The sequence below is a fragment of the Sutterella wadsworthensis 2_1_59BFAA genome, assembly GCF_000297775.1.
Lineage (GTDB): Bacteria > Pseudomonadota > Gammaproteobacteria > Burkholderiales > Burkholderiaceae_F > Sutterella > Sutterella wadsworthensis_A.
In genome coordinates this window covers 259,564-274,764 of the sequence record NZ_JH815514.1, presented here as the reverse complement: position 1 = coordinate 274,764, position 15,201 = coordinate 259,564, and the positions used below count along the sequence as shown (strand labels likewise).

Below are 15,201 nucleotides of genomic sequence, written 5' to 3'. Positions count from 1 at the left end.
CTTCGGGAATTCAACTATGATTGACGGACTTTAGAAATGCTCCCGACGAAGGAGGATAAGTCCGTGGAGTCCTTTGACGTGCGCGTGGTTGAGGAGACAGGCTCGACCAACGACGACATGAAGACGCATGCGCGCAGCTCGCGCGTGAGCCGCCCGCTCGTGCTGGAGGCGAAGCATCAGACGATGGGGCGGGGTACGAGGGGCCGCGGCTGGAAGTCTCCAGAAGGCTGCCTGGCCTTTTCTCTTCTGCTGCCTTTTTCCATGATCAGGGTGCCCGTGTCGCTAGTGGCCATCGCCGTCGGCATGGGCGTGTGCAGCGCGCTGCGCGACGCAGGCCGCTTCGCCTGCATCAAGTGGCCCAACGACGTCTGGTTCGAGGGCGGAAAGTGCGGCGGCATTCTCTGCGAGTCGGTGAAGGACGCCGACGGGAGGAGCGTCCTGATCGCAGGCGTGGGCCTCAACCGTGACGGCGCCGCCGAACGAACGACGAACGGCTGGCCGATAAGCGGTCTCGGCGACGTGCTGGCGTGCTCCGATCACGCTGCGCCCAATCCCATGCTCGGGCCTCTTGTGACGGGAATCCTCGGCATTCTGACCCGCGACAGGGCGGATGTGGCGGCCGCCTGGCCCTTCTACGACGCCTTTGCCGGAAGAACGATCCGTCTCGAGGACGACGGTGGGGCGTGGAAAGGACTTAATATGGGCATTGACAGTCTCGGCCGTCTGCAGCTGAAGACGAATGAGGGCGTGAAGGCCTTTTTTTCTGGAACTTTTTTCAATGACGACGCTGCTTATTGACCTCGGGAACACCGCTCTGAAATGGACGCCCATTGAGGAGCCCGACAACCCGCATACCATCATCCACAAGGGCAGCACGCATTTCAAGGAAGAGCTCTACGACCTGTGGCTCAACATGCGCCCCAAGCGCATCATCGGCTGCACGGTCGCGGCGCCCGTCGTCGCCTTTTCGCTCACCAAGTTCTTCAATGACCACGGCATTCGATGGAACTGGGTGCGTACGCAGCCGTCCTTTCACGGTCGCATGACGCTCAACAACTGCTATGAAAACCCGGGACAGCTCGGCGCAGACCGCTGGTATGCCGCCGTTGGCGCGGCCGACGCCATGCTTGAGGAAAGGCGCTCGCTTCTTGTCGTGCACACAGGCACGGCCACGACCGTCGATTCCATCCTTTACCGCGAGAGCGGCGTCTACGACTTCATGGGCGGGCGCATCACGCTCGGTCCCACGCTGATGAAGACCTTCCTCACGAAGGGCATCCCCTCGCTCACCGATCTCGACGGCGCCTACGACGCGCTGCCGCGCTCCACGCGCGACGCCGTCATGACGGGCATCATCGATGCGCAGGTGGGGCTCATCCTGCGTGCGCGCAGCGTCATGAGGAGACAGGGCTTCGATCCCAAGGTGCTGCTTGCCGGCGGGTCCGCCAAGTTCATCGCACCCTATCTGCAGGAGGAGGTGCCTGATCTCATCGTCAAGCACAATCTGGTGCTGAGGGGACTTTCCGCTCTTGCGGGACAGCAGGCTGAAGGACTCGGGAGGGAGGACGCATGAGATATTTTGCCGTCACGCTTCTGCTGGCAGCGATGGGTGCTGCGGGCTATCTGGCCTGGACCGGCCTTCACCAGACCCCCGAGGTCATTCCGTCGGGCGAGGTCAAGACCGTTCGGGTGGACAACTTCGCCTATGCCTCTCCCGAGCTTGTGAAGCCCGAAAATCTGAAGGTCGAGGCGCCTGCCGTGCGTGACGAGGCCGTTCAGGCGGCGGAGGCGGCGGTCGAGGAGGCCGCGCCCGTTCTGGAGCCCGTTGACGAGGCGAAGCTCGAGGGGCTGACGTGTGTCGTTTTCGGTCCCTTGCAGGAAAAGCGCCTTCCCAAGCACCGCAGGTTCTTTGAAAAAGTCGACTTGATCAGAAAGATGAACATCGTTCCGTACAGCGATACGCGCTACGCCGTCTATGCGGGGCCCTTCACGCAGCAGAAGGCCCGGAAGAACCGCAAGGCGCTTTGCGGGGACGATCTTGAGAGCTGCTCGATCATGGAACTCAAGGCGGGCGGCCATGCCGTCGTGCTGAAGACCTTCTCCGATGAGAAGGCGGCGGAGCTCTGGTCGAAGAAGTTCGCCCTTGACAACGGTCTGACGAATGTCAGGGTGACCCGCTACAACCACGTTGCGGGCAGCCGCGTCGTGCTTGTCTTCAACGGGATTGCGGACCAGCAGGTCAAGGCGCTGCTCAAGCGCTCGAAGGCCGAGGGAATCGGCCTGAGCGTCTGTCCGAAGGGATTGTGATCAGCAGCCGAAGCGCTTTTCGAGCGCTTCGCGCAGCACGGGCTTGAGCGCCTCCGTCATGCGGCGGCGCTCGGCCTGAACGTCTGCGGGAACGTCGCGCTGCACCGGCCCCCAGGGGCATTCGGGGAAGTGGCTGTCGTCCTGCCAGCGCGCGATGACGTGCCAGTGCAGGTGCGGCACCATGTTGCCGAACTGGGCGAGATTCACCTTGTGCGGGCGGAGCGCCTTGATGATCTCCTCCTCAACCACGTTGAGAATGCCCCAGAGCTCCGTTCTTTCCTCGGACGTGAGCGAGGACATTTCGGGTACATGTCGACATGAGACAACCCTCAGGAAGCAGGGGAAGGCGGGATCCTCCGCATCGATGAGGTAGAAGTTTCCGTTGCGCCAGATTTCGGACTTGGCGCGGTCGGTGCAAAGCGGGCAGGTCATGTTGTTCTCCTTCAGTCCACGAGCCTGATGAGGCCGTTGTCGTCCTCGACGATTTCGTAATCCCATTTCTTGTTGCCCTGCATGTCCTCGCGCCAGGCGGCTTTGGGGACGTCGAGCTCGTCGAGCATGGCGTTGATGTACTGCTCGGCCTCAAACGGGGTGGCGAAGTTCTCCCATTCGCCGTTGCCCCAGTCGACGATGATCTGGGTGACGCAGTCTCTTCTCATGATCAGTTCTCCGACGGAATGCCGGCGATGAGCTCGGCGAAGACGCAGGTGAGCTTTTCAGCGTAGGCAAGGTCCAGCCATTCGTTGGGAGCGTGTGCGTTGCACGTGGGGCCGAGTGCGCCCGTGTTGACGAAGGGGCTCGTCGGGAAGGCGGCCTTGAAGGCGGGCAGCGTGCCGATGGAGGCGCCGCAGAAGAGGTAGCCCGTGCTGTTGCCGAAGATCGAGGCGCCTGCGTCCTCGAGCGTCTCGCGCAGCCAGCCGGAAGGCAGCGGCGAAACGAAGCCGGAGGCGGCTTCTGCGCGGCTCACGGTCACCTGTGCGCCGCAGGGCACGTTTTCGGTCAGGGTGCGGATGACGGCTTCGAGTGCGGCCTTCGCGTCAACGAGAGGCGGGGTCCTGAAGGACAGGCGAAGCGAGGTGTTGGATCGGAGCACGTTGCCCGCGTTGTCGCAGGGCGGGAGACCGTCGGCGCCCACGACGCACATGGAGGGCTTCCAAGTATTCGTCAGCAGGGCCTCAAAGGCGGTCTCGGCCTGAGCGTGCGTGTCGCCCGCCCAGTCGAAGCACTCGCGAACGTCGCCTTCCTGAGCAAGCGAGCGAAGGCATTCGAGAATGTCGGGTGGCACTTCGCAGTTGAGCTCGGGGAGCAGAAGCTCGCCCGTGGCGGCATCCTCGATGCGGTCGAGCAGGGCGCGCATGATGCGGAAGGAGCTGGGCACGACGCCGCTGGCCAGACCCGAATGAGACGGCGTGTTGAGCACGCGCACGTCGACCGTGAGCGAGACGGTGCCTCGCAACGACTGGGTGAGCCAGACGCGCTTCATGTCGTTGCAGCCGAGGTCGGCGATGGCGATGAAGGCGGGGTCGCCGATGCGCGGCGCAAGTTCCTGAATGTACCGGGCCAGATCACGGGAGCCGGATTCCTCGTCCGTCTCGAAGAGGCAGAAGATTTCGGGATGGGCTGCGCCGGCTTCTTCCAGAGCCTTCACGGCGGTGAGCGTCAGATAGTAGTTGTAGCCGTCGTCAACGCCTCCGCGGCCGTAGAGGCGGCCGTCGCGCACGACGGGCGTCCAGGGGCCGAGGCCTTCGCTCCAGCCTTCGGTTTCAGGCTGCTTGTCGAGATGGCCGTAGAAGAATGCAGGCTTGCCCTTGTGGCCGCCTGCGGTGGGAATGCGGATGAAGAGCGCGGGCGGAATCCCCGGCTTTTCAATGATTTCGAATTCGGCGCAGGGCAGGAGGCGGCGGCCCCATTCGGCCGAATCCTCAAGCGTACGCTTCAGAATGCCGTCGGACTCCCAGTTGGGATTGAAGGCGCGGGACTTGGCGGGAATGCGGATGAAGTCCTTCAGGCCTTCAAGCGTGTCGCCCATCCACGCACGGTGGATGGATTCGTAGACATTGGACGGGAGAGACATGAAATTTCCTCGACGAATTTTCGAAAACTTGAGCGGTTATTTCTGAACGGCAAAGGCGCCGCTGCCGATGATGTCCTTGACGTTCAGGGCGGCTGCGCGCGCTTCGTTGAGCGACATGCCGTTGCCGAGCACGACGCGGTATCCGCCGTTGTCGCGGACAAGGCGGGCGCTTCGGGCGGACGACGTGGAGGCCAGCACGGCCTCGGCGTGGGCGGCGTAGGCAAGCGCGTTGTCGCGCTCCGTGAAGAAGCCGATCTGCACGCTCCAGCCTGCGGCAGGCGCGGTCACGACGGCGTCGGCGGACGGCGTGGCGGACTGCACGGGCGCCTGAACCTGCGTGGAGTTCGTGACGGGATCAGTGAGGCCGTTGCCCGACTGCCACGTGCCTGCGGCGATTTCCTGATTGGTCAGGCGCTCGACGCGCACGCGCGCGGTGCCCTTGTTGGCGTAGTCAAGCGCCGTGGCGGCCGCGTAGGAAAGATCCATGACGCGGTTGTAGAGGAAGGGACCGCGGTCGTTGACGCGCACGATGACGGAGCGCCCGTTTTCAAGGTTGGTGATGCGGGCGTAGCTCGGTAGCGGCATCGTGGGATGGGCGGCCGACATGGCGTGCATGTTGTACGTTTCGCCTATGGCCGTCTTGTTGCCGTGGAACTGCTTGCCGTACCAGGAGGCGATGCCCGTCTGGTCCATCTTGACGTCGCTCGTGACGGGCACGTAGCGCTGCCCCATGACCGTGTAGGGACGCAGGGAGGCCGGGTAGAAGTGCTCGACGCGCGGCGTCGCGCTCGACGTGTCAAGCTCGGCCGACGAGGACGGAGGACCGTCGTGCTGATAGTACTTGGAACCTGTGGAACAGGCGCTCAACAGAAACGCGGCGGCGGCCGTGGCGGCGGCGAGGCAGATTTTGTTCATTGCGCGAAGCTCTTTTCTGATGCGGCGTGTCAATGCTTGGACTCGGCGGAAACGGAGAGCAGAATGCCCGTGCAGACGCCGAGAATGAGAAGGGCCGTGCCGCCGTAGCTCATGAAGGGCAGCGGCACGCCCACCACGGGCAGGATACCACTGACCATGCCCATGTTGACGAAGGTGTACGTGAAGAAGATGCAGCCGATGGCGCCCGCAAGGAGGCGGGAGAAGCGCGTTTCGGCGAAGGCCGCAATGTAGAAGCTGCGGCCGATGAGCGCAGTGTAGAGCGCAAGCAGGACGAGGTTGCCGACAAAGCCGAATTCCTCGCTGAAAACGGCGAAGAGGAAGTCGCTCGTGCGTTCGGGAATGAAGTCGAGATGGGCCTGCGTGCCTTCCATCCAGCCCTTGCCCGAGAAGCCGCCCGAGCCGATGGCGATGAGGGCCTGCAGAATGTGGAAGCCCTTGCCGAGCGGGTCCGCGGACGGATCGAGAAGCGTCAGCACGCGCTGACGCTGGTAGTCGTGCATCAGGCTCCAGATGACGGGCATCGACAGGATAAGGATGCCCGTGAGGGAAACAAGGATGCGCTTGCTCAGGCCTGCGAAGAAGATGACGGATGCGCCCGCGATGAGCACGAGGATCGAGGTGCCGAGGTCGGGCTGCTTCACGATGAGGCCGACGGGGACGGCCATGATGATGAAGGCCGTCAGATGGTCCCAGTTGCAGACGTTCTCCCCTCTGACGTTGTAGTACCAGGCGAGCATCATGGGGACCGCAAGCTTCATGAGCTCCGAGGGCTGGATGCGCACGCCGACGTTGAGCCAGCGGGTGGCGCCCTTGACGGTCACGCCGAAGAAATGCGTCAGAAGCAGCAGCACACAGCCGACGATGAAGATCGGAACGGTCGCCTTCTGGAAGGCCTTCACGGGAATGCAGGACACGACGAGCATGACGACGCCTGCGACGGCGATGTTGCGAATCTGTCCCTCGATGCGCCACGGGAAGCTGTAGCCGGCGGAGAAGAGCGCGATGAAGCCGATCGTCGTCAGCGTGACGACGAGGGCGAGCAGCATCAGGTCGATGCGCAGCAGACGCGTTGCAAGGTACCTCAGGAACGCGTAGCCGGTTCTGGAAATGGTTTCAATCATTTCAAAATCGCTCCTCAGCGGTTGCGTCGCTGGGTGATGAGGGGAACGCCCTTCGGAGGCGGAAGCTCGAGCGAATTCGCGCCCGTGAGCCAGTAGTCGATGAGCTGTCGGGCAACGGGAGCGGCCGCCTGGGCGCCAAAGCCGCCGTTTTCAACAAGAACGGCAAGCGCGATGCGCGGATTGCGTGCAGGCGCGAACGCGATGAAGAGCGCGTGGTCGTGGTGCTTCTTCGCGAGCTTCTTGGCGTCGTACTTGTCGTCCTGGGCGATGGTGACGACCTGGGCGGTGCCCGTCTTGCAGGCGACCGTGTAGGGCACGCCCTTGAAGACGAAGCGGGCCGTGCCTTTGGTCGAGACGTCGGTCATGCCGGCGATCACGGTCTCCACGTTTCTGGACTTGAGCGGAATGACGGCGGCGGGTTCGACGGGAACGTCCTCGGCCTTGTTGGTCGACGGATCCGTGATCCTCTTGACGAGATGGGGCGTCATTACGATGCCCCTGTTGGCCAGCGTGGACGTGGCGTGCGCGAGCTGCAGCAGCGTGAATGCGTTGTAGCCCTGGCCGATGCCGATCGACGGTGTGTCGCCCACCATCCACGGCTGCTTCACGCGCGCCTCCTTCCACTCCCTGCTGGGCAGAACGCCCGTCTGCTCGCCCACGAGGTCGATGCCTGTCTTCTGGCCGAAGCCCCAGGGCACCATGAAGTCATGGATCGTGTCGACGCCCAAGCGGGTGGCGAGCCAGTAGTAGTAGACGTCAGACGAGACGGCGATCGACTTGCGAAGGTCGAGCCTGCCCTTGGGCACGCCGCTCATGTCGCGGAACCTGTGCTTGCCGAGCGTGAAGACGCCCGTGTCGTCAAGGACGAAGTCCGCAGTCGTCGCTCCCGTCTCCAGGCCTGCGAGCGCAACGAACGGCTTGTACGTGGAGCCGATCGGATAGAGGCCGCGCATGGCGCGGTTGAGAAGTGGCTTCGTCTCGGCCGTGTTGAGCTGGGACCAGGACTTCGGATCGATGCCGCCTGGGAAGAGATTCGGATCGTAGGTCGGCATGGAGACGAAGGAGAGGATCTCACCCGTCTTGGGCTGGATGGCGATGACGGCGCCCACCTTTCCCTTCATGGCGTTTTCAGCGACGCGCTGAAGGTTCATGTCGATCGTCAGGTGCAGGTTCTTGCCTGCCTTGGGCGGCTCGAAGGCGAGAGAGCGCACGGCATGGCCGCCTGCGGTGATCTCCAGGGTCTCGTGTCCCGGAGTGCCGTGAAGGAGGCTCTCGTAGCTGCGCTCGATGCCGACCTTGCCGATGACGCGCTCACCCTCGTAGTCGTCGATGAGGCCCTCGCTGGTCAGGCGCTTCTTGTCGGACTGGGACAGGGAGCCGATGTAGCCGAGGATGTGGCTGCCGACGCTCCCTTCGGGATAGACGCGGTATTCGCGTTGGTTGATCTCGACGCCGGGAAAGCGCCACTGCTGGCCCGTGAAGACGGCGACCTCCTCGTCGGTGAGCTCCTGACGGATGGGGATCGAGTCATAGCGGTTGAGGTCTTCGCGCAGGCGCACGAAGCGGCGGCGGTCCGCCGTCGTGATGGGAATGATCTCCGAGAGCGCGTCGATGGTCTTCTCGAGGTCGGACACCTTGTCTGGCGTGATTTCCAGAGAGTAGGCGAGCGTGTTCTTCGCGAGCAGCTCGCCGTTGCGGTCGTAGATGAGGCCGCGGGCGGCCTGCGAGACAACCGTGACCGTGCGGTTCTTTTCCGCACGCTCCGTGTAGGCGTTCTTGTTGATGATCTGCAGCCACGCGAAGCGTCCGATCAGAACGCAGAAGAGCACGATCACCAGAAAGAAGACGAAGAGCAGACGCCTTCTGAAGGGAACCAGATCCGCGTCCACCTGCTTGAAGTCAAGCGCCACCTTGCCGACTCCCCCTTAAACGGACTCGCGACCGAGCGAGCGCCTCTCCGGAAGGGAGAGGATGAGGGAGGCGGCCGGCCACAGAAGGGCGCCCGTGAAGCTCTGGAGGAACCACGGGAAGCCGGGCCAGAGGCCGTCGAACCACAGGCGGATCATCAGGACGACGAGCTGGGACACGAGCAGCAGCGGCAGGATGTGCAGCGCCTGGCCCGCCAGTCCGAACCAGGGCAACCTGCGGTGCAGGGAGTAGGCCGAATAGGACAGGATGACGTAGGCGAGCGCCTGCTGGCCGAGGACGCTGCCGTTCTGCACGTCCATCAGAAGGCCGCAGATGAAGGCGATCGTCATGCCCACGTGACGCGGATGGTGGATCGTCCAGTAGATGAGCGTGAGCGCGAGCGGATCGGGAAGCCAGAGGACGTTCGCCGTCGAGCTTGCCAGATTGAGCAGGTAGCTGATCAGAAACGTGCTGATGATCCAGAGCGGGCGCGCGTGGGTCTGGATGTGCTCGCCGCCGCGTCCGTCATTCATGTCAAGGGTCTTGTACTGCTTCATCGTCCGGCTCTGCGCCTGATCGTGCTGTCCTTGTCCTTCTTGTCGAAGACGGACGTGACGTTGGGGTTCGTCAGAATGACCGTGGCGAACTGGATGTCCTCAAGCTCGACGCTCGGAATCACCGAGACGGCCATGTAGGTTTCGCCAGGTTTGTGAAGGGTTTCGTTCACGGTGCCCACCATGATCTGCCTTGGGAAGATCTTGTCGAGGCCGGACGTGACGAGTCGGTCGCCGCCCTTGATGTCCGCGGAGGGCTGCACGAAGAGCAGGTCCATCAGCTCTTCGCCGGTGCCCGCAAGAATGTAGCGTTCGCCCGTGCGCTCGTTCATGACGGCAATGCGCTGACGGTGGTCGGTGATGAGGGTGATCTCGGACTGGGTGGCGGCCACGCGTGTGATCTGGCCGAGAATGCCGAAGGCGCCGATGACGGGCATGCCCTGCACGATGCCGCTCTTCTCGCCGAGGTTGATCTGCAGGCGGCGCGTGAACTGGTCGGAGACGCGACCGAGCACTTCGCCCGTGACCACGCGGTCTGCCTCGCGGGGAACGGCGTTGACGAGCTGTCGAAGGCGCTCGTTCTCCTCGCGCATTTCACGGAGACGCGCGACTTCGAGCGAGAGCTTCTGATTTTCCTCGAGCAGCTGGTCGTTGGCGGTCTTGAGCTTGACCTTGCTGATGAAGTAGCCCTCGCCTTCGCCGAGCAGCGTGATGGGAAGCGTGGCGACGTGCACCATGGGCGTGGTGAAGCTGATCACCGCGCTGCGGAAGTTGTCGAGTGACCGAAGGCGCCCGTCGACCAGAATGAGGATGACGCAGATCAGAACGAAGAACAAAAATCTGGCTCGTGCAGAAATGCCTTGTCTGAAGAGTGGAGGCGGGCCGTATTCCATGAAGAGATGTCCTAGGGATCCTTGCCTTCGGTTGAAACAAAAAAATGCGCCCGGGACGGTCCCGCGGGAGCAGTCCTGGAAGTGCTTAGCCTGCCGCGAAGGCGGTGCGGAGCTTGTCCATGTTTTCAAGGGCGATGCCGCAGCCCTTCACCACGCAGTTGAGCGGTTCTTCGGCGACGTGCACGGGCAGGCCCGTCTCCTCCTTGAGGAGCTGGTCAAGGTCGCGCAGCAGGGCGCCGCCGCCCGTCAGCATGAGGCCGTGTTCGGCGATGTCGGCGCCGAGTTCGGGCGGCGTCTTCTCAAGGGCGTTCTTGACGGCGACGACGATCTGGTTGAGCGGCTCGGAGAGCGCCTCGAGAATCTCGTTGGAGTGGACGGTGAAGGTGCGGGGCACGCCTTCGGCGATGTTGCGGCCCTTGACTTCGATTTCCATGACTTCGGAGCCGGGGAAGGCGGAGCCGATCTTCTTCTTGATCATCTCGGCCGTCGGTTCGCCGATGAGCATGCCGAAGTTGCGGCGGATGTAGTTGATGATGGCCTGGTCGAACTTGTCGCCGCCCACGCGGACGGAGCCTGCGTAGACCATGCCGCCCAGCGAGATGAGGCCCACTTCCGTCGTGCCGCCGCCGATGTCGACGACGAGGGAGCCTGCAGCCTCGTTCACGGGAAGGCCCGCACCGATGGCGGCGGCCATCGGTTCTTCAATCAGGTAGACCTCGGAGGCGCCGGCGGCCAGAGCGCTTTCCTTGATCGCGCGGCGCTCGACCTGCGTGGAGCCGCAGGGAACGCAGATGATGATGCGCGGAGAGGGAGCGAAGAGACGGGACGGGCTGGCCATGCGGATGAACTGCTTGAGCATCTGCTCGGTCACCGTGAAGTCGGCGATCACGCCGTCCTTCATCGGACGGATGGCGTTGATGTTGCCGGGCACACGGCCGAGCATCTGCTTGGCGGTGTGGCCGACGGCGTGAATCGTGGTCTTTCCGTTGGGACCGCCCTCCTGGCGGATGGCAACAACGCTGGGTTCATTCAGGACGATGCCCTTGCCGCGCATGTAGATGAGCGTGTTGGCGGTGCCGAGGTCAATGGCAAGGTCATTGGAGAAGTAATTGCGGAAGAATCCAAACATTTTCTGTTGCCTGGTGTAGGGTGAAGCGGCCGCTTCGAGGGAGGGAATGGAACGGTGCCGGAAGCGCTGAGATTCGCTGACGGCGCGGGTTTGGCGAGACCCAGAAGCAATCTGTTAATGATAAACTAACTGATCGCCCGCTGGAGTGTGAATTAGGTTCGCGAGCTTTGCTCTCTTGTGTTTGAGTGTTTCAAAGCTTAAAAAAATCCTTGGCGGGAACTGAATCCCATCCTCGAATTTAAACCGCATAAGAGAAGCACGACTATGTCCCTTACGATGGACGACATTCGCCGCATTGCCGACCTTGGCCGTATCGACATTTCTGATGAGCAGGCCAGGATCGTTCAGGGCGAACTCAACGATATTTTCCAGATGATAGAACGCATCAGCTCCGTGGATACGACGGGCATCGCTCCTATGCCCAATCCGCACGACGGCGTTCAGCGTCTGCGTGACGACGTCGTCTCGGAAGAGGTGGACCGCAGCGAAAACATGAAGAACGCACCGGAGCAGGCCGAAGGCTGTTTCCTGGTCCCCCAAGTCATTGAATAATCGAACGAGCAGGAAATGGAAAAGGACATTACTTTCGCTTCGGTGGCCGAACTGTCCCGAATGCTGGCCGCCCGTGAAGTTTCGGCGGTCGAACTCGCCCAGCACTATCTGGCCCGCATTGAAGCCCACAAGGATCTCAACGCTTTCCTCGACGTCCGTCCGGAAGCCACGCTCGAGCAGGCTCGTCAGGCCGACGAGCGCATTGCCGCGGGAACGGCCACGCCGCTCACCGGCATTCCCATCGCCCACAAGGACATCTTCGTAACGCGCGAATGGGCCTCCACCGCCGCCAGCCGCATGCTCGAGGGCTACATGAGTCCCTTTGACGCTACGGTCGTGCGCCAGCTCAAGGACGAGGGCATGGTCTGCCTCGGCAAGCTCAACTGCGACGAGTTTGCCATGGGCTCGGGCAATGAAAACTCCGCCTACGGCAAGGTCTTCAATCCCTGGGACGCGAACGCCGTTCCGGGCGGCTCCTCCGGCGGCTCCTCGAGCGCCGTGGCCGCAGGTCTCGCGCCCATCGTCACAGGCACCGACACGGGTGGCTCCATCCGCGAGCCGGCCAGCTTCACCGGTGTGACCGGCATGAAGCCCACGTACGGCCGTCCGTCCCGTCTCGGCATGATTGCCTTCGCCTCCTCGCTCGACACGGCTGGTCTTCTCGGTCATTCGGCCGAGGACTGCGCATGGGTGCTCGGCAGCATGGTCGGCTTCGACCCCAAGGACTCCACGTCCGTCAACATGCCCACCGAGGACTTCAAGCGTCACCTCAACGACGGCGTCGCCGGCCTTCGAATCGGTGTGCCGCGCAAGTGGCTCGGCGAGGGGCTCGATCCCGAACTCCGCACCTCCATTGAAGAGGCTATCGAAACGTACCGCCGCCTCGGTGCTGAAATCGTCGACATCGAGCTGCCGATGGCCGAGCTCGGCGTGCCCGTCTACTACGTCGTGGCCTGTGCCGAAGCCAGCTCCAACCTGTCCCGCTTCGACGGCGTTCGCTACGGTCATCGCGCCGCCGACTACACGGACATCGTGGACATGATCAAGAAGTCCCGCAACGAGGGCTTCGGTGCGGAACCCAAGCGCCGCATCATGATCGGAACGTACGTGCTTTCCCACGGCTACTACGACGCCTACTACCTGAAGGCTCAGAAGGTCCGTCGCCTGATTGCCAAGGAATTCCATGAAACCTTCAAAAAGGTCGACGTGATCATCAGCCCCGTGACGGCCGGCACCGCCTACGACTTCGGCGCCAATGCTGACCCCGTCTCGGCCTATCTGTCCGACCTCTACACCGTGCCTGCCTCTCTCGCAGGCCTGCCCGGCATTTCCGTGCCGTGCGGCATCCATTCCAACGGCCGCCCGCTCGGCTTCCAGCTACTCGGCGAAACGTTCAGCGAAGCCCGTCTGCTCGGGGTCGCGGCTGCCTGGCAGCGTGAAACGGACTGGCATCTTCGCCGTCCGGCCGGTTATTGAGAGTCTCAGGAGAAATAAACCATGCAGTGGGAAGTTGTGATCGGTCTTGAGACGCACGTTCAGCTCTCGACCCGTTCCAAGATTTTTTCCGGTGCCGCCCGCCACTTCGGCGACGAGCCCAACGTCAACGCCTGCTACGTTGACCTGGCTCTTCCCGGCAGCCTGCCGGTGCTCAACCACAGCGCCGTTGAGAAGGCCATCCGCTTCGGCCTCGCCATCGACGCCACGGTCGCGAATCATTCCGTTTTCGACCGCAAGAACTACTTCTACCCTGACCTGCCCAAGGGCTACCAGATCAGTCAGTTCGAGCTGCCGGTCGTCCTCGGTGGCAAGCTGACCTTCCCCGTTCAGCCCAAGAAGGGGGATCCGTACGTCAAGACCGTCAACCTGACGCGCGCTCATCTTGAGGAAGACGCCGGCAAGTCCATTCACGGCCTCGTCCAGGGCTGCTCCGGCATCGATCTCAATCGCGCCGGCACGCCGCTTCTCGAGATCGTGACGGAACCGGAAATGCGCTCCGCCGCCGAAGCTGTGGGCTACGCCCGCGCGCTTCACGCCCTCGTGGTCTGGCTCGGCATCTCGGACGGCAACATGCAGGAGGGCAACTTCCGCTGTGACGCCAACGTGTCCGTGCGCCCCGTCGGCCAGAAGGAGTTCGGCACGCGCTGTGAAATCAAGAACCTGAATTCCTTCCGCTTCCTGCAGGAAGCCATCGACTACGAAGTCCGTCGCCAGATCGAGCTCATAGAGGACGGCGGCAAGGTCGTTCAGGCCACCCGCCTCTATGACCCGGACAAGGGCGAGACGCGTCAGATGCGCACGAAGGAAGACTCGATGGACTACCGTTACTTCCCGGATCCCGATCTTCTTCCGCTCGAAATCAGCGACGAATGGATCGAAAGGGTTCGCGGCGAGATGCCCGAGCTTCCGCACCAGCTCTGCGAGCGCCTGCAGTCCGAATTCGGCCTGCCGCAGTACGATGCCTCGATGCTGACCGCCAGCCGCGACATCGCCGACTACTACGTTGCGCTTGCCGCCAAGGTCTCCGACCGCAAGATGGCCGCCAACTGGGTCATGGGCGAACTCTCCGCCGCCGTCAACGGCGTCGAGGGCATGACCTTCGGCAAGGCACCCGTGACGCCTGAAATCCTCGCCGCGATTCTCGGCCGCATCCTCGACAACACCGTCAACCAGAAGGGCGCCAAGCAGATCTTTGCGGCCGTCTGGGAAGGCGAGGGCACCGACGTCGACGCGCTCATCGAGAGCAAGGGTCTGAAGCAGATTTCAGACACCGGCGCGCTCGAAGGCATCATCGATGAAGTGCTTGCGGCGAACCAGAAGTCCGTCGACGAGTTCCGCGCAGGCAAGCAGAAGGCCTTCAACGCCCTCGTGGGCCAGTGCATGAAGGCCACGCGCGGCAAGGCCAATCCCGCCCAGGTCAACGAACTCCTTCGCAAGAAGCTCGGCGCCTGATCAGTTCGCCTGACCGGCAAATAAAAAAAGGAAGCGTCATTTGACGCTTCCTTTTTTGTTGTCGGGCCTCAGGCCCGACGCTGTTCAGCGTGCCTCTCAGGCGCCGTAGCGGGCACGGTAGGCGGCCACGGCTTCCTTGTGGCAGGAGACGGCCTTGGCCATGTCCGTGTCGCCGTTCATGAAGGCGAGCAGGTCGTTGAGGCAGATGATCGAGGCGACGTTCATGCCGAGCGTCTTTTCGACGTCTTGAACGGCGGAGGTTTCCGTCATTTCGACGGCATTGCCGCCGCGTTCCTGACGGTCAAGGGCGATCAGCACGCCGGAGGGGACGGCACCGTTGGCCTGGATGATCTTGACGGATTCGCGCACGGAGGTGCCGGCGGAGATCACGTCGTCGATGATCACGACCTTGCCCTTGAGCGGGGCGCCGACGATCACGCCGCCTTCGCCGTGGTCCTTGGCTTCCTTGCGGTTGAAGGCCCAGGGCACGTCGCAGCCGAGGCGGGAGAGATTCATGGCCACGGAGGCGGCCAGCGGGATGCCCTTGTAGGCGGGACCGAAAATCATGTCGAACTCGATGCGGCCGGCGTCGCGGGCAGCCAGAAGCGTCTTCGCATAGAACTCGCCGAGGCGGTCGAGCAGGGCACCGGTGTTGAAGAGGCCGGCGTTGAAGAAGTACGGAGAGAGACGGCCGGCCTTGGTCTTGAACTCGCCGAAGCGAAGGACGTCGGCTTCCAGGGCAAATTCGATGAACTGTTCTTGAATCGGTTGCATGACT

General features: G+C 62.9%; 16 protein-coding genes. 6 read left to right on the top strand and 10 right to left on the bottom strand.

Annotated features, from left to right (window positions below):
• Positions 1-36: 36 nt before the first annotated feature.
• Genes HMPREF9465_RS03365 through HMPREF9465_RS03355 form a run of 3 tightly spaced genes read left to right on the top strand, consistent with a single transcriptional unit; the run spans position 37 to position 2,307 of the window.
• Entirely contained in the window at positions 37-798 is a 762-nt protein-coding gene (locus HMPREF9465_RS03365; protein ID WP_005434123.1) for a biotin--[acetyl-CoA-carboxylase] ligase, read from the top strand.
• Positions 779-1,573, top strand: coding sequence for a type III pantothenate kinase (locus HMPREF9465_RS03360; RefSeq protein WP_005434122.1), 795 nt, complete (start codon positions 779-781; stop codon positions 1,571-1,573). Before HMPREF9465_RS03365 ends, HMPREF9465_RS03360 begins: the two co-directional genes overlap by 20 nt.
• Positions 1,570-2,307: a hypothetical protein gene (locus tag HMPREF9465_RS03355; protein ID WP_005434121.1), complete on the top strand. Its 738-nt coding sequence runs from the start codon at positions 1,570-1,572 to the stop codon at positions 2,305-2,307. The genes HMPREF9465_RS03360 and HMPREF9465_RS03355 overlap by 4 nt, the downstream gene beginning before the upstream one ends.
• Here HMPREF9465_RS03355 and HMPREF9465_RS03350 read toward each other — a convergent pair whose 3' ends face one another.
• The 9 genes from HMPREF9465_RS03350 to HMPREF9465_RS03310 form a co-directional block, all read right to left on the bottom strand.
• A complete protein-coding gene (locus HMPREF9465_RS03350; RefSeq protein ID WP_005434120.1) occupies positions 2,308-2,739 on the bottom strand; it encodes an HIT family protein in 432 nt (143 codons plus the stop codon).
• Between the two features lie 11 nt (positions 2,740-2,750).
• A complete protein-coding gene (locus HMPREF9465_RS03345; protein ID WP_005434119.1) occupies positions 2,751-2,966 on the bottom strand; it encodes a hypothetical protein in 216 nt (71 codons plus the stop codon).
• 2 nt (positions 2,967-2,968) lie between these two features.
• Entirely contained in the window at positions 2,969-4,381 is a 1,413-nt protein-coding gene (locus HMPREF9465_RS03340; protein ID WP_005434118.1) for a M20/M25/M40 family metallo-hydrolase, read from the bottom strand.
• Between the two features lie 36 nt (positions 4,382-4,417).
• On the bottom strand, positions 4,418-5,296 hold the full coding sequence (locus HMPREF9465_RS13870) for a septal ring lytic transglycosylase RlpA family protein (protein WP_005434117.1): 879 nt from the start codon (positions 5,294-5,296) through the stop codon (positions 4,418-4,420).
• 29 nt (positions 5,297-5,325) lie between these two features.
• The gene (rodA, locus tag HMPREF9465_RS03330) at positions 5,326-6,438 is read right to left on the bottom strand and encodes a rod shape-determining protein RodA (protein WP_005434116.1); all 1,113 of its coding nucleotides are present in this window, start codon (positions 6,436-6,438) and stop codon (positions 5,326-5,328) included.
• A 14-nt stretch (positions 6,439-6,452) separates the two neighbouring features.
• Positions 6,453-8,348 carry a penicillin-binding protein 2 gene (gene mrdA / locus HMPREF9465_RS03325; protein ID WP_005434115.1) on the bottom strand — a complete coding sequence of 632 codons (1,896 nt, stop codon included), beginning with the start codon at positions 8,346-8,348 and terminating at the stop codon, positions 6,453-6,455.
• Between the two features lie 15 nt (positions 8,349-8,363).
• Complete coding sequence (gene mreD, locus HMPREF9465_RS03320; protein WP_005434114.1) at positions 8,364-8,903, bottom strand: rod shape-determining protein MreD; 540 nt, start codon at positions 8,901-8,903, stop codon at positions 8,364-8,366.
• Entirely contained in the window at positions 8,900-9,793 is an 894-nt protein-coding gene (gene mreC, locus HMPREF9465_RS03315) for a rod shape-determining protein MreC (protein WP_005434113.1), read from the bottom strand. Before mreC ends, mreD begins: the two co-directional genes overlap by 4 nt.
• 85 nt (positions 9,794-9,878) lie before the next feature.
• Complete coding sequence (locus tag HMPREF9465_RS03310) at positions 9,879-10,922, bottom strand: rod shape-determining protein (protein WP_005434112.1); 1,044 nt, start codon at positions 10,920-10,922, stop codon at positions 9,879-9,881.
• Positions 10,923-11,186: 264 nt separating this feature from the next.
• Between HMPREF9465_RS03310 and gatC the strand changes: the two genes are divergently transcribed.
• Genes gatC through gatB form a run of 3 tightly spaced genes read left to right on the top strand, consistent with a single transcriptional unit; the run spans position 11,187 to position 14,423 of the window.
• Positions 11,187-11,474 (top strand): Asp-tRNA(Asn)/Glu-tRNA(Gln) amidotransferase subunit GatC, encoded by a 288-nt coding sequence (gene gatC, locus HMPREF9465_RS03305; protein ID WP_005434111.1) that lies wholly within the window; start codon positions 11,187-11,189, stop codon positions 11,472-11,474.
• Positions 11,475-11,489: 15 nt separating this feature from the next.
• Complete coding sequence (gene gatA / locus HMPREF9465_RS03300) at positions 11,490-12,950, top strand: Asp-tRNA(Asn)/Glu-tRNA(Gln) amidotransferase subunit GatA (protein WP_005434110.1); 1,461 nt, start codon at positions 11,490-11,492, stop codon at positions 12,948-12,950.
• Between the two features lie 21 nt (positions 12,951-12,971).
• Positions 12,972-14,423, top strand: coding sequence for an Asp-tRNA(Asn)/Glu-tRNA(Gln) amidotransferase subunit GatB (gene gatB / locus HMPREF9465_RS03295; RefSeq protein WP_005434109.1), 1,452 nt, complete (start codon positions 12,972-12,974; stop codon positions 14,421-14,423).
• 96 nt (positions 14,424-14,519) lie between these two features.
• Here the strand turns inward: gatB and pyrE are convergent, their stop codons facing one another.
• Entirely contained in the window at positions 14,520-15,197 is a 678-nt protein-coding gene (gene pyrE / locus HMPREF9465_RS03290; RefSeq protein ID WP_038006341.1) for an orotate phosphoribosyltransferase, read from the bottom strand.
• Between the last annotated feature and the right edge of the window lie 4 nt (positions 15,198-15,201).